The sequence below is a fragment of the Smaragdicoccus niigatensis DSM 44881 = NBRC 103563 genome (assembly GCF_000380645.1).
Lineage (GTDB): Bacteria > Actinomycetota > Actinomycetes > Mycobacteriales > Mycobacteriaceae > Smaragdicoccus > Smaragdicoccus niigatensis.
The window spans coordinates 84,346-99,506 of the sequence record NZ_AQXZ01000018.1 but is presented as its reverse complement, the minus strand read 5'-3'; the positions used below and the strand labels follow the sequence as shown (position 1 = coordinate 99,506).

The following is a 15,161-nucleotide window of genomic DNA, read 5'->3' as shown; positions in this document are numbered from 1 at the left end:
CTGACTCCGTCCCCGAAGCCAGCCAATCAGTTCATCCAGTTCGATCACATGTTCGAACGTACACCTGCCCTACGACAAGTTCCGAAGCCCGGAAACCGCCGTCTACCAGCAACAACAGAAATTGCACGCGACCGACGAACAACCGCAACGCCGATTCCAGCGATGAGGACTACTTCCGTCAGAATCCCCACCACCATCGCGACGTTCATCATCGAAGGGTCGTGGCTGACCGTCATCGCATGGTGGTGATGCCCGGCGGGCATCTGCATCCCCGCCGTCGTCGGAGCCGACATCATCGCCACGTGCAGCACGATCATCGCCAACCCGCCGCCCGCTGCAAGCAGACAGTTTCGGGCGGATCCTGACGTCCAGAGATGCGCGGCACAGACCAAACACCATGCCGCCATCAGGAGAAGCGTCAGCGCGGGCAGCAATGCCCCAATGGACCCGCTCAACACGAGACCGAGGTGTGCGGCTGCGGTGGCGCCGGTCAGTACCGACGCCAGTCGGTTCCACCTCATCACCGCACCGCCGGTTGTTGCTGCGTGATGCAGTGGATTCCGCCGCCGCGAGCGAACAGCGGTCGCGCATCAACCGTGGTCACTGGCCGTCCGTACGCCGTGGACAGGATCGCGGCAGCTTCATCGTCGACCGGGTCGTTGTAGCTGCACGCCACGACGCCGTCGTTGCACACGAGATGGTTGATATAGCTGTAGTCGACGAATCCCTCGCCGTCCCGCAGGACGGATGGCGCCGGAACGCGCACAACTTCGAGCTGCCGACCGGCCGCGTCGGTTGCAGCAGAGAGCAACTCACAAAACAACTGACTCCGCACGTAGTCCGGGTGCTCCGGATTCCGCTGGTCATGTACCAGCACGACACCTGGCGATGCGAACGTCGCCACGATGTCAACGTGCCCCCGGGTCCCGAAATCGTCCTCGTCGCGCGTCAGACCATATGGCAGCCAGATCGCCTTCGAAACCCCCAGCGTGCGAGCAAGCTCGGCTTCGATGTCAGCCTTCGTCAGCCCCGGGTTGCGACCCGGATCGAGTTGCACGGACTCCGTCACCAACACCGTGCCCTTACCGTCGACGTGAATTCCGCCGCCCTCGTTGACGATGGGCGACGACACCACCTCGGCAGCCGCGAGCCCCGCCACGAACTTCCCGATCAGCGCATCGCTCGACCAGGACGCCCAGGATTGCGCTCCCCAGCCGTTGAAGATCCAGTCGACTGCGCCGAGCTTGTCCCCATCGACGACGAACGTCGGACCGATGTCCCGCATCCACGCGTCGTCGAGTTCCGCATAGACGATCTCGACCTTGTCGCCCAGGTACTCGGCCGCAACCGCGGCATCGGCGGGATCGACGACAACAGTCACGGGCTCGTACCGCGCAACAGCCTGTGCCACCGCGGCCCACGTCGACCGAGCCTCGTGCGGATCGTCGCCGAGCGTGTAACCCTTCGACGGAAACGCCATCCAGGTGCGTTCATGCGGAGCCCACTCGGCCGGCATGTGCCAACTCATGACTGCCCCTGAGCGTGCTCAAGGTCCACCGGAGCCGTCAGCTGCCCATACGTGTCGGGACGGCGGGTCTTGAGGAACGGGAACAGCGTCAGCCAGTCCTTGCGCTGGTCGAGGTCGAGATCGGCGACCAACACCGCAGACTCGTCGCGCGGGGCCTGCACGAGAATCCGGCCGTAGGGGTCCGAAATGAAGGACGACCCGTAGAACGTGATGAGGCCTTCGTTGCCGTACCGATTCGGCGCGATCATGAACGTGCCGTTGGAGATTCCGTTTCCGACGATGACCTGCCGCCACAGCGGCTGCGTGTCGAACTCGGGATGGTCGGGCTCCGAACCGATCGCGGTCGGATAGACGATCACCTCGGCTCCCCCGAGCGAATACATCCGTGCCACCTCCGGGAACCACTCGTCCCAGCACGTCGGCATTCCGATCCGCAGGTCGAGTCCGACGGGCGTGTGCACCGGGTAGGCGTCGTCGCCTGCCGGGCCGTGCCGGAAGTAGGTGTCTTCGTAGTAACCCGCGGTGATCGGGATGTGCAGCTTGCGGGTCTTGGCGACGAGTTCTCCCTGCGGTGCGACCAGGATCGCGGTGTTGTACCCCAAACCATCTGGGCCATCGAACTTCTCGTAGAGCGACGCATGCACGAAGACGTTGTGCTTTCGTGCCGCGGCCGCCGCGAACGTGAAGGTCGGTCCGGTGGTCAAGTCCTCGGCCTGAGTGCCCGGGTTGTCGCCGGCCCGCACGTCCGCGGGATAGCGAATGAGCGTGATCTCCGACAGGAAGACGACCTTCGCGCCGGCGTCCGCCGCCTGACCGATGGCGTCGGTGAGTTCCCGAACAAGCAACTCCGAGTCGTCGTGCCAGCAGTGCTGTACCAGCGCGACGCGAACCGGCTCGCGGACCGTGTCTTCGACGCGGCACAGCGACTCTGGCGCTCCCAACGCGGTGATGAGTTTCATTGGATTCCCTCGAACTCAGGGTCAGTGGCGGACGTGCCCTTCGCGAGCGTTTGTCCGGTGAAGAAGGATGGATTGACCGCGCGCATGACGATCATGAGAACGGCGCCGAGGACGAGGGACCCGAAACCGATCCAGAACACCAAGCCGATCCCGAAAACCTGCGAGCCGCTTCCGTTTTCGGGGTCCATGCTCTGATGCACCGAGATCAGGAACACGGCGAAGAGCAGGAGCGCGCCCAGCAGCGGGAACACGAATTTGAACACGACACTGCGGGCGTTGCGGAACAGCTCGCTGCGGAAGTACCACACGCAGGCGAACGCGGTGATGCCGTAATACCAGCAAATCATGATGCCCAGCGACGCGACCGTATCCCACAGCACCGAGTCCGACAGCAGCGAGACGGCGGTGTAGAACACGCCCGTCACGACGCCCGCGAACACAGTAGCGAACACCGGTGACAGGAACCGCGGGCTGATGCTGGCGAACTTTTTCGGGAACGCCTCGTACGAGCCCATGGCGAGCAGAGTGCGAGCCGCGGGCAGGAACGTCGTCTGCAGGCTCGCTGCCGCGGAAGCGAACACCGCGAGCAGCACGAACGGGCCCAGGCTGCCCAGCACCGGATGTGCCAGCGCGGCGAACACGTTGTCTGCGTTGTCCGGATTTCCCAGGCCGATGCCCTCTGTGCCGACGCCGGCGAACATCGTCACGCCCACCGCGATGAGCAGGTACGTGAAGAGAATCGACAACACGCACAGCAGGCCCGCACGCCCCGGGACGCGGGTCGGGTCCTTCGACTCCTCGCCCAGCGTCAAGGTGGTGTCCCAACCCCAGAATCCGAAGATCGAGCCCACGACACCGAGGATCAACGCGCTGATGCCCAGACCGGTGAACGGATTGAACCAGTCGATGTCGAAGCTCAGATGGGTTGGCTGACTACTCGACTTGACCACCGCGGTGATCGCGAAGCCGAGCAGCACCACCATCTGGAACGCCACGAGCACGTATTGAATGCGTTCACTGGTCTGAATCCCGCGCGCCGACACCCAAGTGGCGGCCGCGAGGAACAGCAGCGTCGAGATGATGTTGACGGCTTTACCGGTCCCGAACTGCTCGATGGCCGGATTGTTAAAAACGTCCGCGAGGAACAGATAGAAGAACTCGACCGCGATCGCGGCGAGGTTGGACAACACGAAGATCGTGGCGAGCACCATGCCCCAGCCGCACATCCAGCCGACGTACGGCCCGAAGGCCTTCGTCGACCAGGTGAACGAGGCGCCGCAGTCGGGCATGCGGTTGTTGAGCTCGCGGTAGGCGTATGCGGTGAGGAACATCGGGATGAACCCGACGATGAGGATCGCCGGAACCTTCGCGGCAACGGCGGCCACCATGAGTCCGATGCTCGCGGTCAGCGTGTAGCCAGGCGCTACGGTCGAGATGCCTAGAACGGCGCCGGTGAAGGTGCCAATCCGGCCGGCAGCCAGGCCCTTCTCGTGGATGTCGCCACTGGTCGGAGGCGTGGACACTGTGGTCATCTCTCGTACTCCCGCGGAATGACGACCACTGGAACACGGAGAACGCGGAGCATCCGGGCAGCGGTCGAGCCCAGGAACAGCCGGCGGGGTTGGGCCAGGCGGCTCGATCCGACGAGAATCACATCGCCGTCATGCCAGTCGAGCCGATTGACGGCGTCTTCGACCGTCGCTCCTTCGGCGACCACGGAGGTGACATCGATATCCGCGGGCAATGACGCCTTCGCTTGTTCGACATACCGCCGCGCGTGCTCGATGGCAGCGGAACCGCGGCCCTCGTCCAGCGACACCAACGACACCAAACGCAACGGAACACCGGCGCGAGACGTCGACTCGATCGCGGTCCGGAACACCTCGGCAGCTCCGGGACGCGCACCGATTGCGCACGTCACCTCCCGAACGCGCGGGGCCGTGACGTGCCGGGCTCCGCGCGGTGAGAGGACAACCGGAACGGGAGACGCGTGCAGAAGTTCGTTGACGACGGCACCCAAGGACAGGCTGCCGATGATCCCGCCGCCGCTGCCGCCGACCACGATCGCGCTGGCGGCCAGCTTGTCGGCGAGCTCGATGAGCCCCTCGGCGAACGATTCATGCGCGACGACGTGCGTGTTCACCGGAATGTCGGTGATCGTGGCGGCGGCTTCGGCGAGCCACTGTTCGGCTTGGTGCCGGACGTGCTCGTGGTAACCGCCCGACGGCGCCAGCGCATCTGAGATGACGTCCTCGGGCACGATCATCGCCAGGTCGATCGACGCATCGATCGTGCGCGCGATCATCGTGGCGACGGCGACGGCGTCTGCGCCGCCTTTCGTCGCGAGGTATCCGACCAGTAATCGCATCAGTGGCACCCGTGTTCGTGCGTGGGTGCTGAACGCACCGGCTCCTCGACGTCCGTGTGGCAGTGCTTCTTCGGCTGCGGTCGAACGTCGAGCGAAGGATTGCGATCGAAGAAGCCGACCGGCTTGAGCCAGAAGTTGATCGTGTCCACCGGCATGATCGGCCAGTCCTCGGGCCGCGTGATGTGGTGGATGCCGAACGTGTACCAGAGCACGACATCGGTGTTGTCGATCGAGCGGTTGGCGGCAGTCCATTCGGGCAGACCGTGGTCAACCGAACTCTGGACGACGAACTCCCCCGCCGGCCACTGCTCGTCCGGACTGTTCGGCGTGACCCACACCGTGTGCTCGATTGCCTTGCAGCGCTGGAAGACTGGCGAGTTCGGGTCGAACATGGCCGGGAACGAAGCCGCGGGAACCAGCTTGTAAGACGGATTCAGGCCGATACCGGTCTTGACGTTGGTGTTGACAACCTTCCAGGCGCGCTGCGTCTGGTAGTTCATGTCCTGCTTGCCCTGCTCCTCGGTGAGCAGCGGAGTGTTCTTCTGTCGCAGCGACAGGCCGAACGGGTTGTCCGGGCCCATCGGAACCATCTCGGTCTCGGTGGCGTAGACGGTGTTCTCGGTGCCGTCGACGTCGAGGTCCATGCGCGCGACGATGAAGTGCTGGTGGAACGGCGCGTAGGTGCGGTGATCCACGAGCGATCCATGCGGGTGCGAGCCACCCTCCGGGAAGTGCGTGACGACCATGATGCCGGTCGCGCGGACCTCACACTCGATGTTGCCGTCCTCGTAGAACCGCCAGTAGGTCAGGTACTCGTAATTGGCGACCGTCACGTGGAAAGAAACGACCAGCCGTCGTGCACGACGAACTTCGGTCGTGCCGTTGCCGTCGACGTGCTTCCAGCCGACCGCGTTGTCCTCCTCGTGGATGCACACCGCGTTCTTGATCGTGTACGGCTCGCCCTTGCTGTCATGCAGCGTGGCGTCGAGGTAGCGGATCTCGCCGAGGCAGTCGCAGCCAAGCTCGAGAGAGGTCGTCATGAAGCCGAGTCCCCACTCACCGATGTCGAACGCGGTGCGCCGGTAGTGGTCGAAGGCCTGGTCACGGTAGGGAACCATCATCTCGGCGAACGACAGCTTGTTCGCGATCGAGCGCACGTTCCCGTGGTCGTTGTAGGTGATCGCGTGCAGGGTCATGCCCTCGCGGTAGTTGAAGCCGACCCGCAGCGACCAGTTCTGCCACTCGAGTTTGTTGCCGGTGAGCGTGAAGGAAGGGCCCTCGGTCTGCGTTATGTCGAGCGGCTTGAGCGGTTCCCGCTGGCTCGAGTCCCAGATGCGCTGCGGGACGTGCCGCGGCACGTACTCCCCCATGATCTCGGGCTTTGCAACGCTGAACTCGTCCTCGATCTCGAGGAGTTCCATCGAGTTCATGTCGATGATCGCCTTGAGCCCGTTGACCGGACCGGCGTAGGGGTTTGCGCCTTCAGCCGCACGCACCCAGATGTCCGCCCAGCCGAGACGTCGGTCGCGGAACTTCTCCGGCATGACCGCTTCGCCGTAGGTCCAGGTATCGAAGAACACCAGATCGAGGTTCGTGATGCCGCGCTTGGCGAGGGCTGCCGTGAGGTCCGGGTTCTGACGCAGCGCCTCGTCGGCTTCGTGCCATTCGTCGAGCGTGAAGTTCGGCTGCACGCCCGGGATGTGGTGCCACGACTCCACGGTCTTGCTGGTCAGCGAGACTACCGACTTGTACGTGGCATTCCGGGCCCGGTCGATGACCGTGGCGACCGCTTTGCGCGCGGGGACCGTGCCGTCGGCGTCGAACGCGGCCACCTCAGCCTTGGCGGGTTCGACGAGGGCGATCGCGGCATAGCGCCAGCCTTCGCCGACGTTGTGCTCGTTCTTGAGAAGCGTCGCGACCGTGGCGAACTCGTCGGCGTTCAGCGGGTCGAGGGGGTGAAAGGTGTTCATTCTCAGGGGTTCCTTGCGAGTTAGGAGTGCGAGCTCATGACGTGCTTGATTCGGGTGTAGTCCTCGAGTCCGTACGCAGACAGGTCCTTGCCGTACCCGGATTGCTTGAACCCGCCGTGTGGCATTTCCGCGACGAGCGGGATGTGGCAGTTGATCCACACCGCACCGAAGTCGAGAACGCGGGTCATGCGTTCGGCGGCGCGGTGGTCGTTGGTCCACACGCTTGCCGCCAGCGCGTAGTCGACGCCGTTGGCCATGGCGACGGCGTCGGATTCGTCGGCGAACGACTGCACCGTGAGGATCGGCCCGAAGGTCTCTTCCTGGACGATCGGATCGTCCTGGTGCACGCCCGTGATCACCGTCGGTTCGAAGTAGAAGCCCTGATCCGAAGCCCGCTTTCCGCCGGTCACGACGGTCGCGTGGGCCGGCAGCGCGGCGATCTTCTCGGTGACGGTCGCGAAGTGGCGAACGTTGTTGAGCGGCCCGAAGAACGCATCCGCGTCGTCCGGAAGGCCTGGTCGTAGAGCGGCCGCCTGTTCGGCGAGAGCGTCGACGAAGGCGTCGTGGATCGACTCGTGGACGATGACACGAGTCGCTGCCGTGCAGTCCTGGCCGCCGTTGAAGAATGCCGCCTGGGCAATGCCCTCCGCTGCGGACTTGATGTCCACGTCGGCGAAGACGACGCATGGCGCCTTGCCGCCGAGTTCCAGATGTGCGCGCTTGACCTGTGCGGCAGCAGCCTGCGCGACCGCGACGCCGGCACGCACCGATCCGGTGATGGCGACCATGCCCAGCCCCGGGTGCGACACCAGGGCGGCTCCGGTCGATCCATCGCCGAGCACAACGTTGAGAACTCCGTCGGGCAGGATGCCCTGCGTCAGTTTCGCGAGCACGAGGGTGCTCTCCGGAGTGGTGTCACTGGGCTTGAGCACGACCGTGTTTCCGGCTGCCAGTGCCGGCCCGATCTTCCAGATGGCCATCATGAACGGGTAGTTCCACGGCGTGACCTGTCCGATGACGCCGATCGGCTCGCGTCGCACGTAGGACGTGAAGCCCTCCAGGTACTCCCCCGCAGACTTGCCTTCGAGCAGTCTCGCGGCGCCGGCGAAGAACCGCAGGTGGTCCGCGCCGGTGATGACCTCCTCCGCGGCGATCATCGCTTTGAGCTGGCCGGTGTTGCGGCTTTGCGCTTCGACGATCTCGTCCACATGGGCTTCGATCGCGTCGGCCAGCTTGAGCAGCGCGCTCTGGCGTTCCCGCGGGGTCGTCACGCCCCAGGTCTGAAATGCAGTGGTGGCCGCGGCGACGGCGGCCTCGACGTCGGCAGCACCGGAGATCGGCGTGGCGCCTACCTCCGATTCATCGACCGGACTGATGAGCGGGAGTGTGACGGTGGCAGTGGAATCGGTGAACTGTCCGTTGATGAAGTTCTGCAGGAGCGGCTGCATCGTTATCGACCTTCGAGGGGGTATCGGCTGACGTGACTTCGCGGTACAGTGAGCTGCGTCACGCTTCTAAACATAAAACATTGTAGGTTTTAGGTAAAGAGGCAATTTTCGAAGATCTGTCAGCTAAGGTGACCACCATGAACACGGGACCTGGCCCCTCTCGCAGCCTCGCTGCGGTGTTCACGCCCGTCCGCACGGTCGGCTTGGTCGACGAGATCTGCGAGCGCATCGAATCGGCCATCGAATCCGGAATTCTCACCGGCGGCCAGCGACTGCCCAACGAAACCGAGCTCGCCGCCTCGCTCGGGGTCTCCGCCATGACGGCCCGCGAGGCGCTGGCCCGGCTGCGCGCCCGCGGCATCGTCACCACGACGCGCGGTCGCAGCGGTGGCAGCTTCATCGCCGACGATGCGCCGGCACTACTGGGGGAACTGCAACGCAGACCTTCTGATGCCACGCGCATCGAACTCGAAGACCTGAGGCTGCACCTCCAGTCGATTGCGCAGGCGTGCGCCGCTGCTGCGACCCAACGATCGAGCCATGCCGACGTGGCGACGCTCCGGGCCTACCTCCAGGAGGCCGAAACCGACCCGCGCCAATGGCGCCTTGCCGAGACCGAGTTCCTTCTCGAGGTCGCGGCCGTGGCCCGCTCCGCACGTTTGACCCGGGAAATGCTCCGGCTTCAGACCGAACTCGCCGCACTACTCCCGACGCCGCCGAACGATCCCGAATACCGGGCCGGTCTCCTCGACCTTCGCCGAGCCGTCGTCGACGCGATCGAGGTGCACGATCGAGGTGCAGCCGAGACACACATCCGCACACTCGTCGCCGCACCGATCGCCCACGCGATCGCCATCGGCAGCCGCCCGGTCGCAGTCAGCCCCGAATCCGCGATCGCCGATATCGCCGCCTACTTCGCGGCGATCGAGAAACAGTTGGATTCGTGGGCCCAGTCCTTGGGTCCCCGCCTGACCCCGCACGGGCCATCGCTGACTGGGACGGTGATCGACCGGATCGTCAAACCCGATGTCGAACGACTGCTCAGCGAGGACACGCTGGGACTGATGGGTGCCGGCTTCGTCGCGAACGTCGGGGTTGTGGGCCCAGACCGCACGCACTTCGCCTGGTGGCAAGGAACCGAACTCGACCGCGCCGACGTGCTCGCCAACATCAGCACCCACTCGCAGACGCGATACCTCCGGGCCGAGTGGTTCCGCACGCCGCTGAGCACCGGCCAGCTCGAGATCACCGGTCCATACGTCGACCTTTTGTGCACCGACGAGTACATCGTCACGTTCACCGAACCGGTCCGCTGGCCGCATGAACCGAACATCGTCGGCGTCGCTGGCATGGACTTCACGCTCGCAACCCTCGAGGCGCACACGCTCTCCAGCCTGCGTCAGATCGGCAACGCGACGCTCATCAACGGCGAGGGCCGCGCGGTCGTCTCAGCGGACCCGGAGGTGTGCTCGGGCGACCTCATCGCGAACCTCGACAGCTACCAGCGCTGGCCCGCCGGATCTCGGTTCGCCGTGATCACCCACTGAGCCGATAGTTCGCCGCGTCACACTTCATCAATAAGCGCGTGTCGATTATCCGAATTCTGATAATCGAGTTATGTCGCCAGAGACAAATAAGTCGTTGAATTTTCTTCTGTGACCGCCGTCACTAATTCTTGCAATGCGTGACCCGAGTCGCTGTTACAAGATCGAGATAGTCGCCATTGTTGTCCGTTATATCCGGACCTGCCCATGTAACCCAGGACACAAGAAAGCGGTGGCCCTGCATTTCTGCAGGACCACCGCAATTCAGATGGCGTTACCCAGCGAACGGGCCGCAGTCGATACCGTGCGCGATGAGCCACGGCAGCGGGTCGATCTTCGTGCCGTCCGGCAGCCACACCTCGTAGTGCAGGTGCGGGCCAGTCGACTGGCCCTCGTTACCGACCGCAGCGATGACCTCGCCGGCCTTGACCTTCTGGCCCTCGGTCACATAGAAGGCACTGACGTGTCCGAACACGGCAATCGTGCCGTCGTCCTGGCGCATCCGAACCCACTGGCCGAAGCCCTCGGCCGGACCAGCCTGGATGATCTCACCGTCGGTAACAGCGACAATCGGCGTGCCGATCGGAGCAGCCAGGTCGATTCCGTAGTGGAACGTTCCCCAGCGCTCGGCGAACAGCGAGGTCAGGATGCCGTGGGTCGGCTCGAAGTACTTCGGCGGCGGCGGGAGGACCGGCGCTGCAACCGGGGGCACGAAACGGGTGACAGTTGCCTTGCCCTGGAAGTGCGCGTTGGCGTACAGCGGCTGTGCATCAGCGGTCGGCGGAGCGAACACGGCAGCGGTTGCCATGGACACTGCTGCTACACGAGCGGCGGCGCGACGCTGCGACCGGGCCAGGAACGGCTTGCCGGATTCGGTGCGTCCACGGCCACCTTTGTTTTTGGTAGTCGATAACGAATCAATCACGAGCATGGGAATGACTCTAATACTTAAGTATATTTGCCCATAATTTCCGGCTTGATTTTCGGTAAACGATTGGCTTCTTTTGACAAATGCGCGAACCGCAAAAAGTATGAACTAGCTGGGGTTTTTCAGGGGGTGCCCAACGACCGTTTGGTAAAACCGTGACGCTCGTCTCAGGGGCGTGTTTCCGTCCTCTGACGGGTATACAAAGAGGTCGTCGCCCCATGGCGACGTGCAGAGATGGCGACATCGCGGTCGTACCCGTCGAACAGCGCAAATGTGGACGTTGCACAGACGCCACCGACGACTACGACTACGGTTTAGCTGTCGGTACGCACCGGTAGCCGAGTGCTGCCCAACGTTGCATGTCATGGAGGTAAAACGAATGACCATCGAACCAGCCGCGATACGCCGTCACCGCGTAGTCATCATCGGCTCGGGGTTCGGCGGCCTGTCCGCAGCCAAGGCCCTCAAGAAGGCCGACGTTGAGGTCACCCTGATTGCAAAGACGACCCACCACCTCTTCCAGCCGCTGCTGTACCAAGTCGCGACCGGTGTGCTGTCTGAGGGTGAGATCGCGCCCGCGACCCGCATCATCTTGGAGAAGACCAAGAACTGCAAGGTCCTGTTGGGCAACGTGACCAACATCGACCTCAAGAACAAGACCGTCACCTCGCACCTCGTTGACTGGGACACCGTCACGCCGTTCGACAGCCTGATCGTCGCCGCGGGAGCCTCGAGCTCCTACTTCGGCCGCGACGAGTTCGCCCGCTTCGCGCCCGGTATGAAGACGATCGACGATGCGCTCGAACTCCGTGGCCGCATCCTCGGCGCCTTCGAGGCCGCCGAGGTCACCACCGACCTCGAAGAGCGAGCACGCCGCATGACGTTCGTCGTCGTCGGCGCCGGCCCGACCGGTGTCGAGGTCGCGGGTCAGATCGCGGAGATCGCGGACCGCACGCTCAAGAACACGTTCCGCAACATCGACTCCCGCGACTGCCGCGTGATCCTGCTCGATGCGGCGAACGCAGTCCTGCCCCCAATGGGCGAGAACCTCGGCCTCAAGGCACAGCGTCGCCTGCAGAACATGGGCGTCGAGATCCAGCTCGGTGCCATGGTCACGAATGTCGACTACAACGGCATCGAGATTAAGGACATGAAGACCGGCGAGACCCGCCGCATCCCGTGTGCGGTCAAGGTCTGGTCGGCCGGTGTGTCGGCGAGCCCGCTCGGCAAGATGCTGGCCGACCAGTCGGACGGCACCGTGATCGACCGCGCCGGACGCGTTGTCGTGGAGCCCGACCTCAGCATCAAGGGCTACCCGTACGTGTTCGTCGTCGGCGACATGATGAACGTGCCGAACGTCCCGGGTATGGCCCAGGGTGCGATCCAGGGCGCGAAGTACGCGGCCAAGCGCATCACGGCCTCCCTCGACGGCAAGGACGACCCGACCAATCGGAAGCCGTTCAAGTACTGGGACAAGGGCTCGATGGCCACGGTCTCGCGCTTCAGCGCAGTGTGCTCCGTGCCGCTCCCGGGTGGCCGGAAGCTCGAGTTCGGCGGCTTCATCGCCTGGCTCGCATGGCTCGGGCTGCACCTGTTCTACCTGGTGATGCCGACGAAGTCCTTCGTCCAGGCAACGACGACGACTATGTCGTGGTTCATCACGTTCATCGGTTCGGGCCGCGGTCAGCTCGCCATCACCGAGCGGTTCGTCTACGGACGTCTCGCGATGGAGCAGCTCGCCTCGGTTGAGAAGGCGCCGGAACTGCCGATGGCTTCTGGACAGATCCAGAACGCCAACGGCGCACCGGCTAACAAGCCGGACCCGGTCAGCTGACGCGCTAGTCGGACTTCGGTCGAGGGGGCAGGTTCTGAATGCGGACCTGCCCCTTCGCCATGAGACGACCCTCTGCGTTGGTCATCATGACCTCCCACAGTTGCTGCAGTCGGCCCCGGTGAAGGGGACGCCCCTCCGCGTACAGGACACCCTCCCGGGCCGACTGGAAGAAGTCGGTGTTGTTGTTGACGCCTACGCACAGCCCACCCTTGCCATACGGCTGGGCGCGAAACCAGTTCCCGGCGGCCAGGCTTGCCATCGATTCGGCGACCGCGCAGTACACACCACCGTGGACGAGGCCGAACGGCTGGTGGATCTGTGGCGTGATATCGAGTTCGGCTTTCACGCTGTCGAGATCGAGCGCCGTATAGCGCAGCTTGATGACTCCGTCGAAGGATTGCCACACGAACTCGTTGAGGCGGGCGATCTCGTCGTCGGTGCGCGGGCGGCGGTCGTCGTCTGAAGCGGTCATGTTTTCCGATCTTGGCAGATGCACCCGCCGGCCCGACAAGGCCTTGGCAAAGAAGTCGCGGCGGGCCGCACGCCGTGGTTCCGTGCGACCCGCCGCTGGAAGGACCGGGAGATAGCTGCAGCCCTCAGCACTCCGGTGCGGTCCAAGCTTTGTTATCCACCACCATAGGCAAGGCTGTCCTAACCAGCAAGATATTTTCACAACAAAGTTGTATGAAAATTCGCACACGACGTCACGACCCTGCGTAGTAGGCAGACCGCCCAGTCCTCCGTACACTTGGCCATGTGGGGCGCTTAGGTGATCTGGAGAAAGCCGTCATGGACCAGCTGTGGTCTGCTGACGAGCCGCTGACCGTTCGCCAGGTGCATGAGGCGCTGTGTGAGTCGCGGGATCTCGCGTACACCACGGTCATGACGGTGCTGCAGCGCCTGGCCAAGAAAGACCTCGTTGTCCAACGTCGCGACGACCGGGCGCACCGCTATGCGCCGGTCCACTCGCGCAACGAACTCGTCGCCGGCCTGATGGTCGATGCACTCGACGAGGCGTCCGAGACCGGCCGCATGGCCGCATTGGTGCACTTCGTCGGCCAGGTTGGCGCGGACGAAGCCGAGGTTCTCCGGCAGGCCCTCGCAGATTTGGAGAAATCTGAAAAGCAAGCTGGGCGATGACCCAATCGACGTGCGAAACTCGTCGAGTTGAGCACCTGCGTGCAAAGATCGAGCCATGGACCACACTGCAGTCGTCCTGACTGCCCTGGCGGTGTTCTTCGCACTGCCCTTCCCGGCTTGGCTTAGCCGGTCGCAGTGGCCCCTGCGCGCACCCCGCGCCGCAATCTTCCTTTGGCAATCGACGGCACTCGCCGCGATTCTCTCCGCGTTCGGCGCCGGACTCGCCATCGCCTCGATGTTGTTCGTGCCCGGCCCTGACGGTCGGCCCACTTCCTCACCCGCGGATGCCATGGTCACTTTGGGCTGGCCACTCTGGGTTGCGTTGGTCCTCGTCTTCGCGCTCACCCTGCTCATCGGTGCCCGCTTGATGTTCTCCGTGGTGAGTGTCGCGATTCGCACCCGGCAGCGCCGAGACCGCCATCGCATGATCGTCGACCTGCTCGACTGCGAAGAGTCCTCGGAGCACCTACACCAGAACATCCGCGTCCTGGCCACCGATCAGCCGCTCGCCTACTGCCTGCCGGGTAGCCGGCCGCGTGTGGTGTTGAGCCAAGGAACACTCTCGGCACTCGACGCAAACGCGGTGAGCGCGATCGTCCACCACGAACGCTGTCACCTGCGCGAGCGTCACGACATCCTGCTCGAAGCGTTCGTCGCCATGCATCGTGCATTCCCACGAGTCGTCCGCAGCAAGGCAGCGCTGCAGTCGGTTCAGCTGCTCGTCGAACTTCTCGCCGACGACAACGCCGTCAAGCACGCCGGTCGCGGTCCGTTGGCCCGCGCTCTCGTCGCGTGTGCCGGCGGTTCGGTTCCCGCCGGTGCGCTCGCCGCGGGCGGCCGTTCGACGCTGCTGCGCATTCGTCGTTTGCACTCATCTGGCGCCGGTGCGGCGCTGTCGCCGAATCCGCGGGTGTCGGCCGCGGCGTACTTGGCGTCGGCCGCGATCCTGGTGGTCCCGACCCTGGCGGTGGCACTCCCCTGGCTCATCGAACTGAATCGACTGCTGCTCGGCTAACCGGCGTAGTTCCCGCAGGGAATCGTCAATTGTGCCGAACGCACGTGCGGCCTTCGCCCACGTCGTAGCAACACCATTTGACGACCGCGCTGGCGTCACCGTTCTCTGTGAGCTTCTTCTCCAGTGGTGCCATGGTGACGCTCATCGAAGCGGGCGGATTGTCGATGTACTGCTTGACTCCGCGCTTGGTGAGGAAGCCGATGGGGTCTTTGAGCATCTCGGGAACGTCGTCGTCGCTGATGTCGAAGTGATAGACGGGGTAGTCGTGCTGAGCGAAGGGTGCGTCGGGTCCGGCGATCGCTTTGAAGTCCAGGTCAACCTTGTCGTCTGCCATAGATAGATGCTTCAAGGGCCGACAAGTCGATGTCAAGAGTTCGATCGTGAACGGGCCTCTGCTCGGCGGCGTCCGAATCGGAGTTCCCGCCGG

Annotated in this window: 14 protein-coding genes; 4 read left to right on the top strand and 10 right to left on the bottom strand. The window is 64.1% G+C overall.

The genetic code is table 11. The annotated features are described in order from the left end of the window. Window positions 1–44: 44 nt before the first annotated feature. From F600_RS28700 to F600_RS0116465, 7 genes are read right to left on the bottom strand one after another with little or no spacing between them, the layout of a single operon-like run. Complete coding sequence (locus F600_RS28700) at window positions 45–521, bottom strand: hypothetical protein (protein WP_018161734.1); 477 nt, start codon at window positions 519–521, stop codon at window positions 45–47. Further along, complete coding sequence (locus tag F600_RS0116490) at window positions 521–1,528, bottom strand: agmatine deiminase family protein (RefSeq protein WP_018161733.1); 1,008 nt, start codon at window positions 1,526–1,528, stop codon at window positions 521–523. The genes F600_RS28700 and F600_RS0116490 overlap by 1 nt, the downstream gene beginning before the upstream one ends. After that, complete coding sequence (locus tag F600_RS0116485) at window positions 1,525–2,487, bottom strand: nitrilase-related carbon-nitrogen hydrolase (protein WP_018161732.1); 963 nt, start codon at window positions 2,485–2,487, stop codon at window positions 1,525–1,527. The genes F600_RS0116490 and F600_RS0116485 overlap by 4 nt, the downstream gene beginning before the upstream one ends. Further along, a complete protein-coding gene (locus F600_RS0116480) occupies window positions 2,484–4,019 on the bottom strand; it encodes an APC family permease (protein ID WP_018161731.1) in 1,536 nt (511 codons plus the stop codon). The genes F600_RS0116485 and F600_RS0116480 overlap by 4 nt, the downstream gene beginning before the upstream one ends. Further along, the gene (locus F600_RS0116475; protein WP_018161730.1) at window positions 4,016–4,855 is read right to left on the bottom strand and encodes a universal stress protein; all 840 of its coding nucleotides are present in this window, start codon (window positions 4,853–4,855) and stop codon (window positions 4,016–4,018) included. Before F600_RS0116475 ends, F600_RS0116480 begins: the two co-directional genes overlap by 4 nt. Next, a complete protein-coding gene (locus tag F600_RS0116470) occupies window positions 4,855–6,825 on the bottom strand; it encodes a primary-amine oxidase (RefSeq protein WP_018161729.1) in 1,971 nt (656 codons plus the stop codon). The genes F600_RS0116475 and F600_RS0116470 overlap by 1 nt, the downstream gene beginning before the upstream one ends. Window positions 6,826–6,845: 20 nt before the next feature. Further along, window positions 6,846–8,273, bottom strand: coding sequence for an aminobutyraldehyde dehydrogenase (locus F600_RS0116465; RefSeq protein WP_018161728.1), 1,428 nt, complete (start codon window positions 8,271–8,273; stop codon window positions 6,846–6,848). 137 nt (window positions 8,274–8,410) lie between these two features. Between F600_RS0116465 and F600_RS30580 the strand changes: the two genes are divergently transcribed. Next, the gene (locus F600_RS30580; RefSeq protein WP_018161727.1) at window positions 8,411–9,820 is read left to right on the top strand and encodes a GntR family transcriptional regulator; all 1,410 of its coding nucleotides are present in this window, start codon (window positions 8,411–8,413) and stop codon (window positions 9,818–9,820) included. Window positions 9,821–10,091: 271 nt separating this feature from the next. On the opposite strand, the gene F600_RS28690 is transcribed toward F600_RS30580, so the two are convergent. Next, window positions 10,092–10,625 (bottom strand): M23 family metallopeptidase, encoded by a 534-nt coding sequence (locus F600_RS28690; protein ID WP_018161726.1) that lies wholly within the window; start codon window positions 10,623–10,625, stop codon window positions 10,092–10,094. A 499-nt stretch (window positions 10,626–11,124) separates the two neighbouring features. Between F600_RS28690 and F600_RS0116450 the strand changes: the two genes are divergently transcribed. Then, the gene (locus tag F600_RS0116450; protein ID WP_018161725.1) at window positions 11,125–12,579 is read left to right on the top strand and encodes an NAD(P)/FAD-dependent oxidoreductase; all 1,455 of its coding nucleotides are present in this window, start codon (window positions 11,125–11,127) and stop codon (window positions 12,577–12,579) included. 4 nt (window positions 12,580–12,583) lie between these two features. Here F600_RS0116450 and F600_RS0116445 read toward each other — a convergent pair whose 3' ends face one another. Next, window positions 12,584–13,051, bottom strand: a complete 468-nt coding sequence (locus F600_RS0116445; protein ID WP_018161724.1) for a PaaI family thioesterase — start codon at window positions 13,049–13,051, stop codon at window positions 12,584–12,586. A 284-nt stretch (window positions 13,052–13,335) separates the two neighbouring features. Here F600_RS0116445 and F600_RS0116440 point away from each other — a divergent pair, with 284 nt between their 5' ends. Both F600_RS0116440 and F600_RS0116435 read left to right on the top strand, forming a co-directional pair. Then, complete coding sequence (locus F600_RS0116440; protein WP_026306605.1) at window positions 13,336–13,719, top strand: BlaI/MecI/CopY family transcriptional regulator; 384 nt, start codon at window positions 13,336–13,338, stop codon at window positions 13,717–13,719. A gap of 55 nt (window positions 13,720–13,774) precedes the next feature. Then, window positions 13,775–14,734 carry a M56 family metallopeptidase gene (locus F600_RS0116435; protein WP_018161722.1) on the top strand — a complete coding sequence of 320 codons (960 nt, stop codon included), beginning with the start codon at window positions 13,775–13,777 and terminating at the stop codon, window positions 14,732–14,734. Window positions 14,735–14,759: 25 nt separating this feature from the next. Here F600_RS0116435 and F600_RS0116430 read toward each other — a convergent pair whose 3' ends face one another. Then, on the bottom strand, window positions 14,760–15,068 hold the full coding sequence (locus F600_RS0116430; protein ID WP_018161721.1) for a hypothetical protein: 309 nt from the start codon (window positions 15,066–15,068) through the stop codon (window positions 14,760–14,762). Window positions 15,069–15,161: the final 93 nt, after the last annotated feature.

Bases quoted from the DNA above. Each gene is read 5' to 3' on its own strand.
- F600_RS0116480 (WP_018161731.1), bottom strand. From the start codon at position 4,019: ATGACCACAGTGTCCACGCCTCCGACCAGTGGCGACATCCACGAGAAG.
- F600_RS28700 (WP_018161734.1), bottom strand. From the start codon at position 521: ATGAGGTGGAACCGACTGGCGTCGGTACTGACCGGCGCCACCGCAGCC.
- F600_RS30580 (WP_018161727.1), top strand. From the start codon at position 8,411: ATGAACACGGGACCTGGCCCCTCTCGCAGCCTCGCTGCGGTGTTCACG.
- F600_RS0116430 (WP_018161721.1), bottom strand. From the start codon at position 15,068: ATGGCAGACGACAAGGTTGACCTGGACTTCAAAGCGATCGCCGGACCC.
- F600_RS0116435 (WP_018161722.1), top strand. From the start codon at position 13,775: ATGGACCACACTGCAGTCGTCCTGACTGCCCTGGCGGTGTTCTTCGCA.
- F600_RS0116445 (WP_018161724.1), bottom strand. From the start codon at position 13,051: ATGACCGCTTCAGACGACGACCGCCGCCCGCGCACCGACGACGAGATC.
- F600_RS0116485 (WP_018161732.1), bottom strand. From the start codon at position 2,487: ATGAAACTCATCACCGCGTTGGGAGCGCCAGAGTCGCTGTGCCGCGTC.
- F600_RS0116450 (WP_018161725.1), top strand. From the start codon at position 11,125: ATGACCATCGAACCAGCCGCGATACGCCGTCACCGCGTAGTCATCATC.
- F600_RS0116475 (WP_018161730.1), bottom strand. From the start codon at position 4,855: ATGCGATTACTGGTCGGATACCTCGCGACGAAAGGCGGCGCAGACGCC.
- F600_RS28690 (WP_018161726.1), bottom strand. From the start codon at position 10,625: ATGGCAACCGCTGCCGTGTTCGCTCCGCCGACCGCTGATGCACAGCCG.
- F600_RS0116465 (WP_018161728.1), bottom strand. From the start codon at position 8,273: ATGCAGCCGCTCCTGCAGAACTTCATCAACGGACAGTTCACCGATTCC.
- F600_RS0116490 (WP_018161733.1), bottom strand. From the start codon at position 1,528: ATGAGTTGGCACATGCCGGCCGAGTGGGCTCCGCATGAACGCACCTGG.
- F600_RS0116470 (WP_018161729.1), bottom strand. From the start codon at position 6,825: ATGAACACCTTTCACCCCCTCGACCCGCTGAACGCCGACGAGTTCGCC.